Below are 19,745 nucleotides of genomic sequence, written 5' to 3'. Positions count from 1 at the left end.
TCTTACTTGGTCAGCACGAAGCCTTTGAGCTTGGCGAAGGCGCCGTCGACCAGCGCCTTCTGCTGTTCCTGGTGCAGGTGCGAATAGCCGACCGCGGGCGACGCCGAGGCGGCGCGGCCCGAGTAGCCGAGCTTCTGGCCTTCCAGCATGTTCTCGTGGATGTAGTGCTGCACGAAGAACCAGGCCCCCTGGTTCTGCGGCTCGTCCTGGCACCACACCACGTCCGCGAGGTTCGGGTACTTCCTGAGTTCGGTGGCGAAGGCCTTGTGCGGGAACGGGTAGAGCTGCTCGACGCGGATGATCGCCACGTCGTCGGCGCCCTTTTCCTCGCGCTTCTTCGCCAGGTCGTAGTAGACCTTGCCGGAGCAGGCGATGAGGCGCTTGACCTTCTCGGCCTTCAAGTCCTTGTTGTCGGGAATGACGGTCTGGAAGCTGCCCTTGGTGAACTCGGACAGCGGCGAGGTCGCGTCCTTGTTCCGCAGCAGCGACTTGGGCGTCATGATGATCAGCGGCTTGCGCAGGTTGCGCACCATCTGGCGGCGCAGCACGTGGAAGATCTGGCTCGCGGTGGTGGGCTGCACCACCTGCATGTTGGTGTCGGCCGCCAGCTGCATGAAGCGCTCGAGGCGCGCCGAGCTGTGCTCGGGGCCCTGCCCTTCGTAGCCATGCGGCAGCATCAGCGTGATGCCGTTGACGCGGCCCCACTTCACTTCGCCCGAGGCGATGAACTGGTCGATCACGACCTGCGCGCCGTTGACGAAGTCGCCGAACTGCGCTTCCCAGATCACCAGCGTGTTCGGATCGTTCGACGCGTAGCCGTATTCGAAGGCGAGCACCGCTTCTTCCGACAGGATCGAGTCGATGACGACGAAGGGCGCCTGGTTGTCGGCCACGTTCGAAAGCGGCACGTAGGTGCCCTCGTCGAACTTCTCGCGGTTCTGGTCGTGCAGCACGGCGTGGCGGTGCGTGAAGGTGCCGCGGCCGCTGTCCTCGCCCGAGAGGCGCACCGGATAGCCGCTTGCCACCAGCGAAGCGAAAGCCATGTGCTCGCCCATGCCCCAGTCGACGTTGACGTCGCCGCGGCCCATGGCCGCACGGTCGTCGAGCACCTTCTTGACCAGCGGATGCACGGTGAAGTTTTCCGGCGCCTTGGTGATGCGCTCGGCGAGGCGCTTCCATTCCGCGGTGGGGATGGCGGTGTCGCCGGCGTCGGTCCACTTCTTGTTGAGGAAGGGGCTCCAGTCGACGGCGTACTTGCTCTTGAAGTTGGTCAGCACCGGATTCGTGGTGTTCTTGCCGGCGTCGAAGGCCGCGCGCTGCGCCTTCACCATGTCGTCGCCCAGCGTGTCGCCCAGGCCCTGGGCGGCGAGTCTCTCGGCATAGAGCTTGCGCGTGCCCGGGTGCGCCGCGATCTTCTTGTACATCAGCGGCTGGGTCAGCGAGGGCGTGTCCTGCTCGTTGTGGCCGAGCTTGCGGAAACAGATGATGTCGACCACCACGTCCTTCTGGAACTCCATGCGGAACTCGAGGGCGAGCTGGGTCGCGAGCACCACTGCTTCGGGGTCGTCGCCGTTCACGTGCAGCACCGGCGCCTCGATCATCTTGACGATGTCTGTGCAGTACAGCGTCGAGCGGCTGTCGCGCGGGTCGCTGGTGGTGAAGCCGATCTGGTTGTTGATCACGATATGGACCGTGCCGCCGGTGGAGTAGCCGCGCGTTTCGGCCAGTGCCAGCGTTTCCATCACGACGCCCTGGCCCGAGAAAGCGGCGTCGCCGTGCACGATCACCGGCAGCACCTGCTTGCCGAGCGGGTCGGCGCGGCGGTCCATGCGCGCGCGCACGGAGCCTTCGACCACCGGATTCACGATCTCGAGGTGCGAGGGGTTGAAGGCCAGGCTCAGGTGCACCGGACCGCCGGGCGTCGAAACGTCGGAGCTGAAGCCCTGGTGGTACTTGACGTCGCCGCTCGGCAGGTCTTCGGGCGCCGTGTGGTCGAACTCGGCGAACAGGTCGGCCGGCATCTTGCCGAGCGAGTTGACCAGCACGTTGAGGCGGCCGCGGTGGGCCATGCCGATGACGATCTCCTGCACGCCCTTGATGCCGGCCTGGCTGATCAGCTCGTCCATCGAGACGATGAAGCTCTCTCCACCTTCGAGCGAGAAGCGCTTCTGACCGACGTACTTGGTGTGGAGGAAGCGCTCCAGGCCTTCGGCCGCCGTCAGGCGTTCGAGGACGCGCTTCTTCTGCTCGGTGCTGAGCTTCGGGTTGGTCCGCGCGCTTTCGAGCTTCTGCTGCCACCAGCGCTTGTGGTTCTGGTCGGTGGTGTACATGTACTCGACACCCATCGTGCCGCAGTAGGTCTCGCGCAGCGCGTTGAGCAGGTCGCGCAGGGACATCGTGTCCTTGCCGAAGAAGGTGTTGCTCGTGTTGAACACCGTTTCGAGATCGGCATCGGTGAAACCGTAGAACGAGGGCTCGAGCTCAGGAATCGACGGGCGCTCCGTGCGCTTCAGCGGATCGAGGTCGGCCCAGCGGGCGCCGACGTTGCGGTAGGCCGCGATCAGCTGCTGGACGGCGGTGCGCTGGCGGCCCAGCTCGGAATCCGCGCCGCTGGCCTGCACCACTCGCGTGGTGCCCTGCTTGGCGCGCTCGGCGAAGGCATTGATGACCGGCTGGTGCGGCACGTCACGGGTGGTGCTGCCGTCGGTGGCGGGCACGTGCTGCAGCGCATCGAAGTACGAGCGCCAGTTGTCGGGCACGCTGCCGGGATTGCTGAGGTAGTTTTCGTACATCTCCTCGACATAGGGCGCATTGCCGCCGAAGAGGTAGGTGTTGCCTTGGTAGGCGTGATAGACGGACGCCCCGGGCGTCGACGATGAATCGCTCATATTCCGCTGACCTTCGCTTCCCTTGAGGAAGCACTAGCTGGTTTAAGAAACCTTCCGCGACACGGCTGAACCGGTTGGCGGATGCGACTGTGGCTGGGGAAGGGCCTGAGTACCCTGGCATTGTGCCATGGCAGCCATGTGACGGCGGAAAGCGCCTTCGCAAGCCTCAAGCGGAGAGCGACTGCCTGATCTGCTGGAGGGCGCCGGGGTCTTCTATCGTGGTCAGGTCGCCCGGATCGCGCTCTTCGCACACCGCCTGGATCGCGCGGCGCAGGAGCTTGCCGCTTCGCGTCTTGGGCAGCGCGCTGACGAAGCGCACACGCGCGGGCCGCGCCAGTGCGCCGAGCTGGTCGGCCACTTGCTTCATGATTTCCCCTTCGAGCAGGAGGGCTGTCTTCTCGTCGCTCGCGGCGGCGGCGTCCTTCGGCACGACGAAGGCCATCGCCACCTGCCCCTTCAGCGCATCGGCGACGCCGACGACCGCGACCTCGGCAACCTTCGCATGGCCCGAGATCGCTTCCTCGATCTCGCGCGTGCCGAGCCGATGGCCGGCGACGTTGATCACGTCGTCGGTGCGGCCGAGGATGTAGAAGTAGCCGTCCTCGTCGCGGATGCCCCAGTCGAAGGTCGAATACACCAGCTTGCCCGGCACGGTCTTCCAGTAGGTGTCGACGAAGCGCTCGTCGTCCTTCCACACGGTCTGCATAAAGCCCGGCGGCGTCGGGCCTTCGATCACCACCACGCCCTTCTCGTTGGCGCCGCTCAATTCCTCGCCGGTCGATTCGTGGAGGATCTTCACCTTGTAGCCATACATCGGAACGCCTGGGCTGCCGAACTTGCTTCGCGTCTGCTCGACGCCGTTGGCCACCGTGAGGATGGGCCAGCCCGATTCGGTCTGCCAGTAGTTGTCGATGATCGGCACGCCCAGGCCCTCGCTGATCCAGCGTGCCGTGGGCTCGTCGAGCGGCTCGCCGGCCAGGAACAACGCGCGCAGGCTGGAGAGGTCGTACTTCTTCAACAGCGCCGCGTCCTGCTTCTTGAGCACGCGCACCGCGGTCGGCGCGCTGAACATCACGGTCACCTTGTATTTCTCCACCAGCCGCCACCAGATGCCGCCGTCGGGCTGCCGGTCCATGCCCTGCGTGGGCAGCCCCTCGTACATGAGGGTGGCCATGCCCGCGATCAGGGGGCCGTAGACGATGTAGCTGTGGCCCACCACCCAGCCGATGTCGCTGGTCGAGAAATAGGTTTCGCCGGCCCGGCCGTCGAAGATGTGCTTCATGCTGGCGGCCAGGGCCACGGCATAGCCGCCGGTGTCGCGCTGCACGCCCTTGGGCCGGCCGGTGGTGCCGCTGGTGTAGATGGTGTAGCTGATGTCGGTCGCGTCCAGCCAGGTGCAGGGCACGTGCGCATCGCGGTGCTTCTGGACCAGCGCGGCCATCAGATGGTCGCGCCCTTCGGTCAGGGCCATCGGCGCCAGGCCGCGATCGGCCAGCAGCACCGCCTCGGGCTTGTGCGAGGACTGCCGGATCGCCTCGTCGAGCAGCGGCTTGTACGCGAGCACCTTGCCGCCGCGCGACCCGGCATCGGCGCTCACCACGACCTTCGGCGTCGCATCGTCGATGCGCGAAGCCAGCGAGCCGCTGGCGAAGCCGCCGAACACCACGCAGTGGATCGCGCCCAGGCGAGCGCAGGCCAGCATCGCGAAGGCGGCCTCTGGGATCATCGGCATGTAGATCAGTACGCGGTCGCCCTTGCCGACCCCGAGCTCCATCAGGCTCGCAGCCACGCGCTGCACTTCGGCGTGCAACTCCTTGAAGCTGTAGCTCCTTTCGGTGCCGGTTTCGGTGGAGATGGCGATCAGGGCGGGCTGATCGCCGCGCGCGGCCAGGTGGCGATCGACCGCGTTATGGCAGAGGTTGGTCGTGCCGCCTGCGAACCAGCGCACGAAGGGCGGGTTGCCGGCATCGAGAATCTGCTGCGGCGGCGTTTGCCAGTCGATGAGCTGGGCCTGTTCGGCCCAGAAGGCTTCGGGCGCTTCGATGGACCGGCGATAGAAGTCTGCGTAGCGGCTCATGGCTTGTCTCCAGTTCGGGGCCTTACGGCTTGTCCTTGAGACCGAATTCTTAACTATCCCGAGGTCGTTCCGGCGGCAAATCGACACTGCAGCGCATGTCGGCATAAGCGGCCAGACGATCGAGGAACATCTGTGCCACGCGCGCGCCGTTGAGTCTCTGTTCGACGATCGCATTTCGATCGTCGCGCGAAGGGAGCTGCTCGCCCTGATCGAAGAAGTTCGTCGCGGCGTGAAGCAATTGCCTTCCTACGAGCGGCGGCCGCCCCCTTCCTCAGCCGCCGGCGATCCGGCTCACCAGCGCCTTGGTGAAAGCGGCGGTGCCGGCGCTGCCGCCCAGGTCGCCCGTGCGCACCTTGTCGATGTTGAGCGTCTGGTCGATGGCCTTGCGCAAGCGCGTCGCCAGTTCCGGCAGCTTGCAATGGTCGAGCATCAATGCGGCGGCCAGCAGCAGCGCCGTGGGATTCGCGATGCCCTTGCCGGCAATGTCGGGCGCAGAACCGTGCACCGCTTCGAAGATGGCCGCGTCGGCGCCGATGTTGGCGCCAGGCGCCATGCCCAGGCCACCGACGAGTCCGGCCACCAGGTCGGACAGGATGTCGCCGAAGAGGTTGGTCGTGACCAGCATGTCGAACTGCCACGGATTGAGCACCAGCTTCATCGCACAGGCGTCGATGATGACCGTGTCGAGTTCGAACTTGCCCTTGTACTTGCGCTCGTACAGGTCGAGGCCGGTTTCCAGGAAGATGCCGGTCAGCGCCTTCATGATGTTGGCCTTGTGCACGATCGTGACCTTCTTGCGGCCTGTCGCGACGGCGGTCTCGAAGGCATATTCGAGCAGGCGGCGGCTGCCCTGGCGCGTGTTGATGCCGGTGGCCATCGCGACCGCATGCGGGTCGCCGTCGATCGGCACGTAGTGCTCGTGGCCGATGTACAAGCCTTCGAGGTTTTCGCGCACGACCGTCAGGTCGATGTTGTCGAAGCGGCCGCCGGGAATGATGGTGCGCGCGGGACGCAGGTTGGCGTAGAGCTGGAACTCCTCGCGCAGGCGAACGTTCGAGGAGCGGTAGCCGCCGCCCGACGGCGTTTCGAGCGGCCCCTTCAACGCGAGACGCGTACGGCGGATGCTGTCCAGCGTGGCCGCCGGCAGCGGATCGCCGGCCTGCTGCACGCCCCCGAGGCCTGCCACCTGGCGGTCCCATTCGAAAGGCGCTTGCAGCGCGTCGAGGGCCGCGAGCGTCGCATCGACGATCTCGGGGCCGATGCCGTCCCCGGCGATCAAGGTTGCGGGAATGACAGCGGACATGGGATGACTCCAGGGGGAAGTGAAAGAGCGCTCGGTTCGGCGGCGCGGACCGGGCGATTATCGGCGGACAATCCGGTGGTCCCCACGCATGAACCGCGCCGCGATCGAACACATGACCCGACTTGACGACCCCCTCCACGACGCCGAGATCGGCTCCCGCGACAGCACGATCGACACCACCCGCATCGACGACGTGCGCATCGGCGCCGTCCGCCCGCTGATGACGCCTGCGCTGCTGCAGGAACGCGTGCCGGTGCGCGACGACACGCTCGCGCTGGTGGAAGCCAGCCGCGCAGCGATCGCCGATGTGCTGCACGGGCGCAGCGACCGGCTCGTCGTGGTCGTGGGGCCCTGCTCGATCCACGACCATGACCAGGCGCTCGAATACGGCCACCGGCTGAAGGCTGTGGCCGACGAGCTGCAGGACGACCTCCTGATCGTGATGCGCACCTACTTCGAGAAGCCGCGCACCACGGTGGGCTGGAAAGGATACATCAACGACCCACACCTCGACGGCAGTTTCGCGATCAACGAAGGACTCGAGCGGGCGCGGCGCCTGCTGCTTGAGCTGACGACGATGGGCCTTCCGGCCGGCACTGAGTTCCTCGACCTGCTGAGCCCGCAGTTCATCGCCGACCTGATTGCCTGGGGCGCCATCGGTGCGCGAACGACGGAGAGCCAGAGCCACCGGCAGCTGGCCTCGGGACTGAGCTGCCCCGTGGGCTTCAAGAACGGCACCGACGGCAGCATCAAGGTTGCGGCCGACGCGATCCTCGCGGCGCGGGCGCCGCATGCCTTCATGGGCATGACGAAGATGGGCATGGCCGCGATTTTCGAAACCCGCGGCAACGACGATTGCCACGTCATCCTGCGCGGCGGCAAGACGCCCAACCACGCCGCCGCGGAGGTGGCCGCCACCTGCGAGGCGCTGCGCGCGCTGGGCCTGCGCGAGCAGGTCATGATCGACGTCTCCCACGGCAACAGCAGCAAGCAGTACCAGCGTCAGATCGAGGTCGCGCACGACGTGGCCGGGCAGATCGCCGCCGGCGAGCGACGCATCGCCGGCGTGATGATCGAAAGCCACCTGGAGGAAGGCCGGCAAGACCTGGTGCCAGGCGTAGCGCTCAGGCACGGGGTATCGATCACCGATGCGTGCATCGGTTTTTCGCAGACCGTGCCGGTGTTGCAGGAACTTGCCGCGGCGGTGAAGTCGCGGCGACGGCTTTGACGCTGCCTACTTCGCTGTCGGCATCACGAACTCGGCGCCCTTGGGCGTGCTCTCGGGCCAGCGCTGCATGATCGACTTCTGTTTGGTATAGAAGCGCACGCCCTCCTCGCCATAGGCGTGCATGTCGCCGAACAGGCTCTTCTTCCAGCCGCCGAAGCCGTGCCAGGCCATCGGCACCGGGATCGGCACGTTGATGCCCACCATGCCGACCTGGACGCGGCGCGAGAACTCGCGCGCCACGTTGCCGTCGCGCGTGAAGCAGGCCACGCCGTTGCCGAACTCGTGGGTGTTGATCAGATCCACCGCTTCCTTGAGGTCGTGCACGCGCACGCAGGAAAGCACCGGGCCGAAGATCTCTTCCTTGTAGATGCGCATCTCGGGCGTGACGTGGTCGAACAGCGTGCCGCCCATCCAGAAGCCGTCAGCGCAGCCCTCGCCTGCCTGCGTTGCGTCGAACTGCCGGCCGTCGACCAGCAGCTTCGCGCCTTCCTTCTCGCCCTGCACGATGTAGCCGGTGATGCGCTCGTGCGCCGCGCGCGTGACGATCGGGCCCATCTCGGCCGCGAGGTTCTCGCCGTCGAGCACCTTGAGCGTCTTCGCGCGCTCGATCAGCTTCGGCATGATCTTGTCGGCCGCATCGCCCACCAGCACCGCGACGCTGATCGCCATGCAGCGCTCGCCGGCCGAACCGTAGCCCGCACCGATCAGCGCGTCCACCGTCTGTTCGACGTCGGCGTCGGGCATCACCACCATGTGGTTCTTCGCGCCGCCCAGCGCCTGCACGCGCTTGCCGTGGCGCGCGCCGGTCTCGTAGATGTAGTTGGCGATCGGCGTCGAGCCGACAAAGCTGATCGCCTTGACATCGGGATGCTCGATCAGCGCGTCGACCGCCTCCTTGTCGCCCTGCACGACGTTGAACACGCCGTCGGGCAGGCCGGCTTCCTTCAGCAGCTCGGCCATGCGCAGCGAGGGGCTGGGGTCGGTCGGGCTGGGCTTGAGCACGAAGGTGTTGCCGGCCGCGATCGCGACCGGGAACATCCACATCGGCACCATCACCGGGAAGTTGAAGGGCGTGATGCCGGCCACCACGCCCAAGGGCTGGCGCAGCGTCCAGTTGTCGATGCCGGTCGAGACCTGGTCGGTGTAGTCGCCCTTGAGCAGCTGCGGAATGCCGCAGGCGAACTCGACGATGTCGATGCCGCGCGTGACCTCGCCCTGCGCATCGGTAAAGACCTTGCCGTGCTCGGCCGTGATCAGGTGCGCCAGCTCGTCGCGATGGCGATTGAGCAGCTCGAGAAACTTGAACATCACGCGCGCGCGGCGAATCGGCGGCGTGTCGGCCCAGGCCGGAAAGGCGGCCTGGGCGGCGGCCACCGCCGCATCGACGTCGGCGCGGCTGGCCAACGCGACATTGCCGGTCACGGTGCCGGTCGCGGGGTTGAAGACGTCCTGGGTGCGCGGCGAGGCGCCGCCCGCACGGCAGCCCGCGATGTAGTGCGCGATCGGGGTGGGAACGGAGATCTTGGTGGTCATGGCCGGGCTGGTAATGAAGGGAAAGGCGGCCAGTCTAGAAAGCCGCGCCGCCCTTGCCTAGGCGCTGGCGCTGAATTGATTGTTTGCCATAGTGAACAATAGAGCGATGGACGACAAAAAAGTGGAACTGCTCTGGACCCACCTGCACTGGCTGACCGTCCTGGAGCAGCAGGGCAGCTACACGGCCGCGGCCGCCAGGCTGGGCGTGAGCAAGGCGGCCATGAGCCAGCGCATCGCCGAGCTGGAGCGCGCTGCCGGCGTGCCGCTGGTGCGCCGCACCACGCGCAGCGTGCGCCTCACCGAGGCGGGCCAGCGCCTGGTCGACGACATGCGCACGCCCTTCGAGCGGATCGCGCACAGCTTCGCCGGCGTGCGCGACCTGGCCAGCGCGCCACGCGGCCTGCTGCGGGTGACGGCACCGGTGGCCTTCGCGCGCCAGCAGTTGGTGCCGCGCCTCGCAGACTTCCTGCGCGCCTACCCTGAAGTCCGCCTGGAGCTGGACATGTCGGATCGCCTGCGTTCGCTCGCGATGGAGGGCTTCGACCTCGCCGTGCGCCACACCGCCGCGCCGCCGGAGACGCATGTGGCGTGGATGCTGGCGCCCACCCGCTCGGTGCTGGTCGCCAGCCGCGCCTACCTGCGCCGCCGCGGCACACCGGAATCGCCGCAGGATTTGGCGAAGCACGACTGCCTGCACTACCCGCGGACGCAGGACACACCGGCCTGGAGCTTCGTGCGCGACGCCGATGGCGAACAGGCAACGGTGCCGGTCAACGGCCCGTTCGCCGCCAACAACAGCGAGGCGCTGCGCGATGCGGCGGCGACCGGCCTCGGCATCGCGCTCCTGCCGGACTTCAGCGCGCAATCCGGCCTGCAGGCAAGCAAGCTGGTGGAGGTGTTGCCGCAATGGCGGCCGGTCGGGGCCTTCGGCGAGCGCCTGTATGCGATCCGCCCCTACTCCGCCCATGTGCCGCGCGCGGTGGAGGCCTTCGTCGCGTATCTGCGGGAGGCGTTTGCGGCCGGCTTCGCGGCCTGAGGTCCCGAGTCCTCTAGCGAATCAGCGCCAACACGTCATCGAAACGCGGATGCTCGGCCGTTCGCAGCCACTCGAAGCCGACCATTTCCGTGGTCACGAGTTCCGCGCCGGCGCCGGCCAGGCGGTCGAAGGCGGCATCACGATTGCGCTCCGTGCGCGAACTGCAGGCATCGGTCACCACCCAGACTTCGAACTCGTCCTCGAGCAAATCGAGGGCGGTCTGCAGCAGGCACACATGGGCTTCGCAGCCCGCGATCACGATGGTGTTTCGTTCTTCGGCGGCGGCCGGCTTCTGCAGGTGCTTGGGCAGGCTGCGCGCATTGCCCTGCGGCGCCTTGGCAGGCGCGCGCAGCCATTCGCCCAGCCCCTCTTCCGCCGCGCTGAAATGCATCTTGGCCAGCGTGCGCTGGCACAGGGCGCGGATGTCGGCCAGGTTCTCGCCGAGCTTCGACGGGTTCTCCTCGGTGCCCCAGACCGGCACGTCGAGCACGCGGGCCATCCGGCCGAGCCGCACCGCGTTCTCGACCACGGCCTCCCCTTCGAAGATCGCCGGCATCAGGCGCGCCTGGTAGTCGACCAGGACCAGTTGGGATTGCGATGCATCGAGCAGCATGGAGCGAACGTCTTTCACGAAAAGCGAGGGGCTAGACCGTACCACCGAACCGATGGCCTGGTCGCCCCGCTCAGTTCGGCCGCAAGCGCAGCAGCTTGCCGTCGGATTCGTCCGTCAGGATGTAGAGCAGCCCGTCCGGGCCTTGCTTCACATCGCGGATGCGCGCCCTGCCTTCTTCCAGCATCTTGTGTTCGGCGACGACCTTGCCGCCCTTGAGCTCGATGCGGTCGAGGTAGCCGAACTTGAGCGACCCCACGAAGAGATTGCCCTTCCAGCCCGCGCCGTAGCGGTCGCTGGTCAAGAAGGCCATGCCCGAAGGAGCGATCGAAGGGGCCCAGTAGTGCAGCGGCTGCTCCATCCCCTCCTTGCGCGTGATGCCGTCGCCAACCTTGCCGCCGCCGTAGTTCTCGCCGTAGGTAATTACCGGCCAGCCGTAGTTGCGGCCGGCCTCGGGGATGTTGATCTCGTCGCCGCCCTGCGGGCCGTGCTCGTGCATCCAGAGCTTCCCGTCGGGTGCCAGTGCGGCGCCCTGGCCGTTGCGATGGCCGTAGCTCCAGATCTCGGGCAGCGCACCGGCCCGGCCGACGAAGGGATTGTCCGCGGGCGCGCTGCCGTCCTTGGCGATGCGCAGGAGCTTGCCCACGTGGTTGTCGAGCTTCTGCGCGTCTTCCTTGCGGCTGAAGCGGTCGCCCAGCGTGAGGAACAGACTGCCGTCCTTCGCCTCGACGATGCGGCAGCCGAAATGGTTGCGGCTGGCGACCTTGGGACGCTGGCTGAAGATCACCTTCAGGCCTTCGAGGCGGCTGCCGTCCGACGACAGTTGTGCGCGCGCCAGAGCCGTGCCGTTGGCCGAGCCGCCCGCTTCGGGTTCGGAGTAGCAGAAATAGAAGGTACGGTTCCTGGCGAAGGCGGAATCGACCAGCACATCCAACAGCCCGCCCTGGCCGCCGCTGGCGATGGCGGGCAGGCCGGCGAGCGGTGCGCCGAGCTTGCCGTCTGCGCCGACGACGCGAATGCGGCCGGACTTCTCGGTCACCAGGAAGCGCCCGTCTGGGAGAAAGCCCACGCCCCAGGGATTTTCAAGGCCCGACGCGACCACTTCCGGCCGCGGCGCCGCCATCGCGAGACCCATTGCGGCGGTCGCCAGACCCGCCGCCAACGCAATCCGAAACCACGTCATCTTGAATACTTTCGATGAATTCATGCCGGATCCTTCGAAATGAGTGAAAGCGCATCAGGCAAAAAAGTATCGCCCATAACTAAAACCTTTTGCTTTACATCAGGGAACAACTTATGGCTGATAACGGAGAGCTTTACATTTCATAAAATCAGCGTATGTAAAAAGTGTAGCCGCAACAACGGGTTGCGTGCAGAATCCCGAAACCGCATGAAATTGACATCACTATTTGTCATCCATATCCTACGCGCCATGCGATTTCTCCTACCTGTCTGCCTCTTGATTGCATTCGCCGCTCATGCCGCACCGCAACAAGACCGCACTGAAGAACTGGACTCCCTGCTTGCCGACAAGGGGCTGGTCAATCAGCTCCAGCAGGTTCGCCAGACCGTCGTCGACCGAACATCCGATCTGGTCGTTACCGCCATCGGTTTCCTGGGCGTGCCCTACCGGCGCGGCGGCAACACGGCGGAAACCGGCTTCGACTGCAGCGGCTTCGTGCGCGCGATGTACAACCAGACGGTCGGATACCTGCTGCCGCGCCGCGCCGAAGAACAGGCCGCCGCCACCCAGAAAATCGATCGCAGCGAACTCAAGCCCGGCGACCTCGTGTTCTTCAACACCATGCGCCGCGCATTCAGCCATGTGGGCATCTACGTCGGCGAAGGCAAGTTCATCCATTCTCCCAAGCCCGGCGCGCAGGTCCGTGTCGAAGACATGAGCGGAAGCTACTGGCAGCGCCGCTTCAGCGGTGCCCGCCGCGTGCAGGCGGCGCAGGGCGAGATCAACGCCAACACCGGCGACTGAGTCGAGCGCTCACCCAAAAAGAAACCCGCCGGCCGGCGGGTTTCTTTTTGGGCGGATGTCTTCAGCGTTTGACTGGCGGCAGATCCGTGCAGTGGCCGTGCGCCGCCTCCGCCGCCAGACCGATGCTCTCGCCGAGCGTCGGGTGCGGGTGGATCGTCTTGCCGATGTCGATCGCATCGGCGCCCATCTCGATCGCCAGGGCGATCTCTCCGATCATGTCGCCAGCGTGCGTGCCCACGATGCCGCCGCCGACGATGCGGTGCGATTCGGCATCGAACAGCAGCTTGGTGAAACCCTCGTCCCGGCCGTTGGCGATCGCGCGTCCCGAAGCGGTCCAAGGGAACAGGCCCTTCTCGATCTTCACGCCCTCGGCCTTGGCCTGGTCTTCGGTGAGCCCGACCCAGGCGATCTCGGGGTCGGTGTAGGCCACGCTGGGGATCACGCGGGCGTTGAAGGCCGCGCTCGCCAGTTCCTTGTCGCCCTTCTGCTCGCCGGCGATCACCTCGGCCGCCACGTGCGCCTCGTGCACCGCCTTGTGCTCCAGCATCGGCTGGCCGACGATGTCGCCGACCGCGAAGATGTGCGGCACGTTGGTGCGCATCTGGATGTCGACCGGAATGAAGCCGCGATCGCTGACGTTCACGCCGGCCTTCTCGGCGCCGATCTTCTTGCCGTTGGGGCTGCGGCCCACGGCCTGCAGCACCAGGTCGTAGAGCTGCGGTTCCTTCGGCGCCTGCTCGCCTTCGAAGCTGACGCGGATGCCGTCCTTGGTGGCCTCGGCACCGACCGTCTTGGTCTTCAGCATGATGTTGTCGAAGCGCGGCGCATTGAGCTTCTGCCAGACCTTGACCAGGTCGCGGTCGGCGCCCTGCATCAGGCCGTCGAGCATCTCGACCACGTCGAGCCGGGCACCCAGCGTGGAGTAGACCGAGCCCATCTCGAGGCCGATGATGCCGCCGCCCAGGATCAGCATGCGCTTGGGATCGACGCCGAGCTCCAGCGCGCCGGTCGAATCCACCACCCGCGGGTCCTTGGGCATGAAGGGCAGGTGCACGGCCTGCGAGCCGGCAGCGATGACGCAGTGGCGGAACTTGACCGTCTGCGCCTTGTCGGTGGTGGCCTTGCCGTCGCCCGTGGTTTCCTGCACCTTGACGTGGTATGGGTCGACGAATTCGCCGATGCCGCGCACCGTCGTTACCTTGCGCATCTTCGCCATCGCGGAGAGGCCGCCGGTGAGCTTCCCCACCACTTTGTTCTTGCGGCCGAGCAGCTTGGCGCGGTCGACCTTGGGTTCGTCGTAGCTCACGCCGAGGTCGGCGAAATGCCTGACCTCGTCGATCACCGCGGCCACGTGCAGCAAGGCCTTCGAAGGAATGCAGCCGACGTTGAGACAGACCCCGCCCAGCGTCGCATAGCGCTCGACCAGCACCACCTTCAGACCGAGGTCGGCCGCGCGGAAGGCGGCCGAATAGCCGCCGGGGCCGGCGCCCAGCACCAGCAGATCGCATTCGAGGTCGACCGACCCGGTGTAGCTCGACGCCACGGCCGGCGCTTGCGCGGGCGCCGGCGCCTGCTTCGGCGCCGCGGCGGCGGGTGCCGCGGCCGGCGCTGCCGGTGCTGCCGGTGCTGCTGCCGCAGGTGCCGGCGCCGCGGCGCCTTCCGCCACATCCAGCGTCAGCACCACCGAGCCTTCGCTCACCTTGTCGCCGACCTTCACGGCCAGCGCCTTCACGACGCCGGCATGCGAGGAAGGAATTTCCATCGAAGCCTTGTCCGACTCCACCGTGATCAGCGACTGCTCGGCCTTCACCGTGTCGCCCACTTTCACCAGCACCTCGATCACCGCGACTTCGTCGAAATCGCCGATGTCCGGCACCTTGATTTGCTGTTCGCTCATTTGGACACCTTCAGTTTGAGTGTGAGAACGTCGATGGGGGCTGCCGAATTGCGATCGAATTCGCAGGCCGCGGCGACGCCGGCTTCCGCAATCTCGCGCGCCGAGCGTGCCTTGTCGTAGGCCGCGTGCATGGCGCCGAGCGCAAAGCTGCGTCCCGAGCCGATGCTCCAGAACTGCTTGAACTCGAAGACCTCGCGGTAGCTGTAGATCCCGTAGATGCCGCTCGGGTTGGCAAGCAGCATCGTGAACTGGCTCGATTCGTAGGGATCGTGCTCGTCTTCCTTGGTCTGCAGAAAGAAGGACTCCTTCAGCACCGGATGCAGCAGCGTGAAGGTGCGGAAGATCTGGTCCTTGCTGCCGAAGCGCAGCGCATCCGCCGGCTGGGCCGCCAGCGCCTGCTGCAGCACGAGGAAGTGCGCAGCCGCGCCGGCAACGGCGAAGACGCTCTCGCCCTCAGCATCGGCGACCTTGAAGAGCTTCTGGTTCGCCTCGGCATTGAAGGACAGGCGCGTATCCCCGAAGGTCACCAGCGCATCGGCCGCCATCACCACTTGGCCGCCTTTACGGACGGCCACGACGGTCGTCATAGGAGAACGCGGCGGAAGTCGGCGAGGACCTGGCCCAGGTACGCATTGAATCGCGCGGCCGAGGCGCCATCGATGACGCGATGGTCGTAGGACAGCGACAAGGGCAGGATCAGGCGCGGCTGGAAGGCCTTGCCGTCCCACACCGGCTTGGTCGCACTCTTGGACAGGCCGAGGATCGCGACTTCGGGCGCGTTGATGATCGGCGTGAAGTGCGTTCCGCCGATGCCGCCGAGCGAGCTGATCGAGAAGCAGCCGCCCTGCATGTCGGCCGAGCCGAGCTTGCCGTCGCGCGCCTTCTTCGCGAGCTCGCCCATCTCCTGGCTGATCTGGAGCACGCCCTTCTTGTCGGCATCCTTGAGCACCGGCACCACGAGCCCGTTGGGCGTATCGGCCGCGAAGCCGATGTTGTAGTACTGCTTGTAGACGAGCGTGTCGCCGTCCAGGCTGGTGTTGAACTCGGGGTATTTCTTCAGCGCCGAGACCACCGCCTTGATCACGAAAGCCAGCATCGTCACCTTGACGCCGGACTTCTCGTTCTCCTTGTTGGTCGAAACGCGGAAGGCTTCGAGCTCGGTGATGTCGGCTTCGTCGTTGTTGGTGACGTGCGGAATCATCACCCAGTTGCGGTGCAGGTTGGCGCCGCTGATCTTCTTGATGCGCGACAGGTCCTTGCGCTCGACGGTGCCGAACTTGGTGAAGTCGACCTTGGGCCACGGCAGCAGGCCGAGGGCTTCGCCGCCGCCGCCCGCGGGCGCCTTGACCGCCGCGGCCTTGGTGCCGGCCGCGCCGCTCATCACCGCGCGGGTGAAGTTCTGGATGTCTTCCTGCGTGACGCGGCCCTTGGGGCCGCTGCCCTTGACCTCTTCGAGCGGCACGCCGAGCTCGCGCGCGAACTTGCGTACCGAGGGCGATGCATGCGGCAGCTTGCCGCTGGGGGCGACCGTCGGATCGTGCGCGGGCGGCGCGGCGGCCGGCGCAGCGGATGGTGCCGGGGCGGCGGGCGCAGGTGCCGATGCGCTCGCGGATGCGGGCGCCGCAGCAGCCTGCGCCGAAGCAGCGGCAGCGCCTCCGCCCGAACCTTCGACGATCGCGATCAGGTCGCCGATGTTGACGGTGTCGCCGACCTTGACCTTGAGTTCCTTGAGCACGCCGGCTGCAGAAGATGGAATCTCCATCGACGCCTTGTCCGACTCGACCGTGATCAGCGATTGCTCTTCCTTGACGGTGTCGCCGGGCTTCACCAGCACCTCTATCACGGCGACGTCCTTGAAGTCGCCGATGTCCGGCACCTTGACCTCGATCGGGCCCGTGGCCGCAGCCGGCGCAGCCGCAGCCGGCGCCGGTGCAGACGCTGCAGGCGCCGGCGCCGCGGCCGGAGGAGGCGTGGATGCAGCAGGTGCCGCAGCTGCGCCCTCGCCTTCGAGCACCAGCACGACCGAGCCTTCCTTGACCTTGCTGCCGACCTGGACCTTGAGTTCCTTCACGACGCCGGCCTGGCTCGATGGAATTTCCATCGAAGCCTTGTCCGACTCCACCGTGATGAGCGACTGCTCGGCGGCTACCGAATCGCCCACCTTCACCAGCACTTCGATCACTGCGACTTCATCGAAATCGCCGATGTCCGGCACCTTGACTTCCACTGTTGCCATAAAAGTGTCTCCCGCCCTAGAGGCGCAGTTGATTGTTGGTTGTTGTTTACGCGTAGAGCGGGTTGATCTTTTCAGCGTTGATGCCGTACTTCTTGATCGCCTCGGCCGCCTTGGCCGCCGGCACCGTGCCCTCGTCGGCCAGCGCCTTGAGCGCCGCCACCACGATGTAGTGGCGGTTGACTTCGAAGTGCTCGCGCAGCTTGTTGCGGAAGTCGCTGCGCCCGAAGCCGTCGGTACCCAGCACCCTGTAGGTGCGGCCCTTCGGAATGAAAGGCCGGATCTGCTCGGCGTAGGCCTTCATGTAGTCCGTCGACGCCACGACCGGGCCGGTGCTCGCCGAAAGCTGCTCGGCGACGAAGCACAGGCGTGGCTCGTCGGTCGGATGCAGCAGGTTCCAGCGGTCGACCTCCTGGCCGTCGCGCGTGAGCTCGTTGAAGCTCGGGCAGCTCCACACGGAGGCACTGACGCCCCAGTCCTTCTCGAGCAGTTCCTGCGCCGCGATGCTCTCGCGCAGGATCGTGCCGCTGCCCAGCAGTTGCACCGTCGGCGCCTCCTTGCCCTTCGCAGCCTTGACCACCGGGGCCTGCTTGCAGAGGTACATGCCCTTGATGATTTGCTCTTCCGTGCCGGGCTGCAGGCCGGGCATCGGGTAGTTCTCGTTCAAGAGCGTCAGGTAGTAGTAGACGTTGTCCTGCTTCTCCACCATGCGCTTCAGGCCGTGGTGCAGGATCACGCCGACCTCGTGCGCGAAGGTCGGGTCGTAGCTCACGCAGTTCGGGATGGTGTTCGCGAGGATGTGGCTGTGACCGTCTTCGTGCTGCAAGCCCTCGCCGTTGAGCGTGGTGCGCCCCGAGGTGCCGCCCAGCAGGAAGCCGCGCGCCTGCATGTCGCCCGCTGCCCAGGCCAGGTCGCCGATGCGCTGGAAGCCGAACATCGAGTAGTAGACGTAGAACGGCACCATGATGCGGTTGTTGGTGCTGTACGAGGTGGCTGCGGCGATCCAGCTCGACATGCCGCCGGCCTCGTTGATGCCTTCCTGCAGGATCTGGCCGCTCTTGTCCTCCTTGTAGTACATGACCTGGTCCTTGTCGACCGGGGTGTACTGCTGGCCATCGGGGTTGTAGATGCCGATCTGGCGGAACAGGCCTTCCATGCCGAAGGTGCGCGCTTCGTCGACCAGGATCGGCACCACGCGCGGGCCCAGCGCCTTGTCGCGCAGCAGCTGCGTAAGGAAGCGCACGTAGGCCTGCGTGGTCGAGATCTCGCGGCCCTCGGCCGTAGGCTCCATCACGGCCTTGAAGGTGTCCAGCGTCGGCACGGTGAAGCTCTCATCGGCCTTGGTGCGGCGAGCGGGAAGGTAGCCGCCGAGTGCCTTGCGGCGCTCGTGCAGGTACTTCATCTCCGGCGTGTCGTCTGCCGGCTTGTAGAACGGCAGGTCGGCGATCTGGCTGTCGGGGATCGGGATGTTGAAGCGATCGCGGAAGGCCTTGATGTCCTCGTCGCCGAGCTTCTTGGTCTGGTGCACCGTGTTCCTGCCCTCGCCGACCTTGCCCATGCCGAAGCCCTTGACGGTCTTGACCAGCAGCACCGTAGGCTGGCCCGTGTGCTTGACCGCCGCGGCGAAGGCCGCATACACCTTCTGCGAGTCATGGCCGCCGCGGCGCAGGTTCCAGATCTCGTCGTCGGTCATCTTGGCGACCATCTCCAGCGCGCGCGGATCGCGACCGAAGAAGTGCTTGCGAACGTAGGCGCCGTCGTTGGCCTTGAACGACTGGTAGTCGCCGTCGTTCGTCTCCATCATGATCTTGCGCAGCACGCCGTCCTTGTCGCGCGCGAGCAGCGGGTCCCAACTGCTGCCCCAGATCAGCTTGATCACGTTCCAGCCCGAGCCGCGGAATTCGCCTTCGAGCTCCTGGATGATCTTGCCGTTGCCGCGCACCGGACCGTCCAGGCGCTGCAGGTTGCAGTTGATGACGAAGATCAAATTGTCGAGCCGCTCGCGCGCCGCCAGGCTGATGGCGCCCAGCGATTCGACCTCGTCCATTTCGCCGTCGCCGCAGAACACCCAGACCTTGCGGTTCTCGGTGTTGGCGATGCCGCGGGCATGCAGATACTTGAGGAAGCGCGCCTGGTAGATCGCCATCAGCGGGCCCAGGCCCATCGAGACGGTCGGGAACTGCCAGAACTCGGGCATCAGTTTCGGATGCGGATAGCTCGACAGGCCCTTGCCGTCGACCTCCTGGCGGAAGTTGAGCAACTGCTCTTCGCTCAGGCGGCCTTCGAGATAGGCGCGGGCATAGATGCCGGGCGAGACGTGCCCCTGGATGTAGAGGCAGTCGCCGCCGTGGTTCTCGCTCTCCGCATGCCAGAAGTGGTTGAAGCCGGCGCCGAACATGTTGGCCAGCGAGGCGAAGGAGCCGATGTGGCCGCCCAGGTCACCCCCTTCAGGAGGATGGTGGCGGTTGGCCTTCACGACCATCGCCATCGCGTTCCAGCGCATGTAGGCGCGCAGGCGCTCTTCGATCTCCAGATTGCCGGTGCAGCGCTCCTCCTGGTCCGTCTCGATGGTGTTGACGTAGGCGGTATTGGCCGAGAACGGCTTGTCGATGCTGTTCTGGCGTGCGTGTTCGAGCAGTTGCTCGAGCAGAAAGTGCGCGCGATCGGGCCCTTCGCTTTGGATGACAGCGGACAGGGCGTCCATCCACTCGCGGGTTTCTTGGGCGTCCGTGTCGTTCGCGGCCGAACCGAACCGGTTCTCGGGAATTGCCGACATGCTTGTCTCCTTTTTGAAGGGTGTGGCTGGGTAATTTAGTGCCGTATCCGGCAGCGCGCGGGAGTTTCTCACAGAAATATCCGAATTTCAAATAGTGCGCAACGTTTTCTTATTATGAAATTCATTGAATTTCATCAATGGAGAAATGAAGCACACGGCCTCGTTCGCAGCCATGGC

The 19,745-nt window shown here is 66.0% G+C and carries 14 protein-coding genes; 3 read left to right on the top strand and 11 right to left on the bottom strand.

What is annotated here, in order from left to right; genetic code table 11:
• Positions 1–2: 2 nt before the first annotated feature.
• The 4 genes from EJI01_RS14725 to EJI01_RS14715 all read right to left on the bottom strand — a co-directional run bounded on the left by EJI01_RS14725 (position 3) and on the right by EJI01_RS14715 (position 6,268).
• Entirely contained in the window at positions 3–2,888 is a 2,886-nt protein-coding gene (locus EJI01_RS14725) for a 2-oxoglutarate dehydrogenase E1 component (protein WP_126837891.1), read from the bottom strand.
• A gap of 166 nt (positions 2,889–3,054) precedes the next feature.
• Positions 3,055–5,070 (bottom strand): propionate--CoA ligase, encoded by a 2,016-nt coding sequence (locus tag EJI01_RS14720; protein WP_126837890.1) that lies wholly within the window; start codon positions 5,068–5,070, stop codon positions 3,055–3,057.
• Positions 5,015–5,203: a hypothetical protein gene (locus tag EJI01_RS28780; protein WP_185878932.1), complete on the bottom strand. Its 189-nt coding sequence runs from the start codon at positions 5,201–5,203 to the stop codon at positions 5,015–5,017. The genes EJI01_RS14720 and EJI01_RS28780 overlap by 56 nt, the downstream gene beginning before the upstream one ends.
• A gap of 33 nt (positions 5,204–5,236) precedes the next feature.
• Positions 5,237–6,268 (bottom strand): isocitrate/isopropylmalate dehydrogenase family protein, encoded by a 1,032-nt coding sequence (locus EJI01_RS14715; protein WP_126837889.1) that lies wholly within the window; start codon positions 6,266–6,268, stop codon positions 5,237–5,239.
• Positions 6,269–6,380: 112 nt separating this feature from the next.
• Between EJI01_RS14715 and EJI01_RS14710 the strand changes: the two genes are divergently transcribed.
• The gene (locus EJI01_RS14710; protein WP_126837975.1) at positions 6,381–7,496 is read left to right on the top strand and encodes a 3-deoxy-7-phosphoheptulonate synthase; all 1,116 of its coding nucleotides are present in this window, start codon (positions 6,381–6,383) and stop codon (positions 7,494–7,496) included.
• 6 nt (positions 7,497–7,502) lie between these two features.
• Here EJI01_RS14710 and EJI01_RS14705 read toward each other — a convergent pair whose 3' ends face one another.
• Positions 7,503–9,029 (bottom strand): CoA-acylating methylmalonate-semialdehyde dehydrogenase, encoded by a 1,527-nt coding sequence (locus tag EJI01_RS14705; RefSeq protein ID WP_126837888.1) that lies wholly within the window; start codon positions 9,027–9,029, stop codon positions 7,503–7,505.
• A gap of 106 nt (positions 9,030–9,135) precedes the next feature.
• Between EJI01_RS14705 and EJI01_RS14700 the strand changes: the two genes are divergently transcribed.
• Positions 9,136–10,065, top strand: coding sequence for a LysR family transcriptional regulator (locus tag EJI01_RS14700; protein WP_126837887.1), 930 nt, complete (start codon positions 9,136–9,138; stop codon positions 10,063–10,065).
• Between the two features lie 13 nt (positions 10,066–10,078).
• On the opposite strand, the gene EJI01_RS14695 is transcribed toward EJI01_RS14700, so the two are convergent.
• Positions 10,079–10,678, bottom strand: a complete 600-nt coding sequence (locus EJI01_RS14695; RefSeq protein ID WP_126837886.1) for an isochorismatase family protein — start codon at positions 10,676–10,678, stop codon at positions 10,079–10,081.
• Between the two features lie 70 nt (positions 10,679–10,748).
• The gene (locus EJI01_RS14690; RefSeq protein ID WP_260602466.1) at positions 10,749–11,810 is read right to left on the bottom strand and encodes a PQQ-dependent sugar dehydrogenase; all 1,062 of its coding nucleotides are present in this window, start codon (positions 11,808–11,810) and stop codon (positions 10,749–10,751) included.
• A gap of 255 nt (positions 11,811–12,065) precedes the next feature.
• On the opposite strand from EJI01_RS14690, the gene EJI01_RS14685 reads away from it, so the two are divergent.
• Positions 12,066–12,662 carry a C40 family peptidase gene (locus EJI01_RS14685; protein WP_409513950.1) on the top strand — a complete coding sequence of 199 codons (597 nt, stop codon included), beginning with the start codon at positions 12,066–12,068 and terminating at the stop codon, positions 12,660–12,662.
• Positions 12,663–12,723: 61 nt separating this feature from the next.
• Here the strand turns inward: EJI01_RS14685 and lpdA are convergent, their stop codons facing one another.
• The 4 genes from lpdA to aceE are packed head-to-tail and all read right to left on the bottom strand — an operon-like array spanning position 12,724 to position 19,568.
• Positions 12,724–14,559, bottom strand: coding sequence for a dihydrolipoyl dehydrogenase (gene lpdA, locus EJI01_RS14680; protein WP_126837885.1), 1,836 nt, complete (start codon positions 14,557–14,559; stop codon positions 12,724–12,726).
• The gene (locus EJI01_RS14675) at positions 14,556–15,146 is read right to left on the bottom strand and encodes an MFS transporter (RefSeq protein WP_126837884.1); all 591 of its coding nucleotides are present in this window, start codon (positions 15,144–15,146) and stop codon (positions 14,556–14,558) included. The genes lpdA and EJI01_RS14675 overlap by 4 nt, the downstream gene beginning before the upstream one ends.
• A complete protein-coding gene (aceF, locus tag EJI01_RS14670; RefSeq protein WP_126837883.1) occupies positions 15,143–16,795 on the bottom strand; it encodes a dihydrolipoyllysine-residue acetyltransferase in 1,653 nt (550 codons plus the stop codon). The genes EJI01_RS14675 and aceF overlap by 4 nt, the downstream gene beginning before the upstream one ends.
• A 46-nt stretch (positions 16,796–16,841) precedes the next feature.
• Positions 16,842–19,568: a pyruvate dehydrogenase (acetyl-transferring), homodimeric type gene (aceE, locus tag EJI01_RS14665; RefSeq protein ID WP_126837882.1), complete on the bottom strand. Its 2,727-nt coding sequence runs from the start codon at positions 19,566–19,568 to the stop codon at positions 16,842–16,844.
• Between the last annotated feature and the right edge of the window lie 177 nt (positions 19,569–19,745).

Origin of the sequence: Variovorax sp. MHTC-1 (genome assembly GCF_003984645.1) — a bacterium.
In the GTDB taxonomy this organism is placed as follows: Bacteria; Pseudomonadota; Gammaproteobacteria; order Burkholderiales; family Burkholderiaceae_C; genus Variovorax.
The sequence above is the reverse complement of the archived record's forward strand: the minus strand, read 5'-3'. Positions and strand labels throughout refer to the sequence as shown.

Excerpts from the sequence above, each read along its gene's own strand:
- EJI01_RS14725 (WP_126837891.1), bottom strand. The coding sequence starts at position 2,888 with ATGAGCGATTCATCGTCGACGCCCGGGGCGTCCGTCTATCACGCCTAC.
- EJI01_RS14720 (WP_126837890.1), bottom strand. The coding sequence starts at position 5,070 with ATGCCGACATGCGCTGCAGTGTCGATTTGCCGCCGGAACGACCTCGGG.
- EJI01_RS14715 (WP_126837889.1), bottom strand. The coding sequence starts at position 6,268 with ATGTCCGCTGTCATTCCCGCAACCTTGATCGCCGGGGACGGCATCGGC.
- EJI01_RS14710 (WP_126837975.1), top strand. The coding sequence starts at position 6,381 with ATGACCCGACTTGACGACCCCCTCCACGACGCCGAGATCGGCTCCCGC.
- EJI01_RS14705 (WP_126837888.1), bottom strand. The coding sequence starts at position 9,029 with ATGACCACCAAGATCTCCGTTCCCACCCCGATCGCGCACTACATCGCG.
- EJI01_RS14700 (WP_126837887.1), top strand. The coding sequence starts at position 9,136 with ATGGACGACAAAAAAGTGGAACTGCTCTGGACCCACCTGCACTGGCTG.
- EJI01_RS14695 (WP_126837886.1), bottom strand. The coding sequence starts at position 10,678 with ATGCTGCTCGATGCATCGCAATCCCAACTGGTCCTGGTCGACTACCAG.
- EJI01_RS14690 (WP_260602466.1), bottom strand. The coding sequence starts at position 11,810 with ATGGGTCTCGCGATGGCGGCGCCGCGGCCGGAAGTGGTCGCGTCGGGC.
- EJI01_RS14685 (WP_409513950.1), top strand. The coding sequence starts at position 12,066 with ATGAAATTGACATCACTATTTGTCATCCATATCCTACGCGCCATGCGA.
- lpdA (WP_126837885.1), bottom strand. The coding sequence starts at position 14,559 with ATGAGCGAACAGCAAATCAAGGTGCCGGACATCGGCGATTTCGACGAA.
- EJI01_RS14675 (WP_126837884.1), bottom strand. The coding sequence starts at position 15,146 with ATGACGACCGTCGTGGCCGTCCGTAAAGGCGGCCAAGTGGTGATGGCG.
- aceF (WP_126837883.1), bottom strand. The coding sequence starts at position 16,795 with ATGGCAACAGTGGAAGTCAAGGTGCCGGACATCGGCGATTTCGATGAA.
- aceE (WP_126837882.1), bottom strand. The coding sequence starts at position 19,568 with ATGTCGGCAATTCCCGAGAACCGGTTCGGTTCGGCCGCGAACGACACG.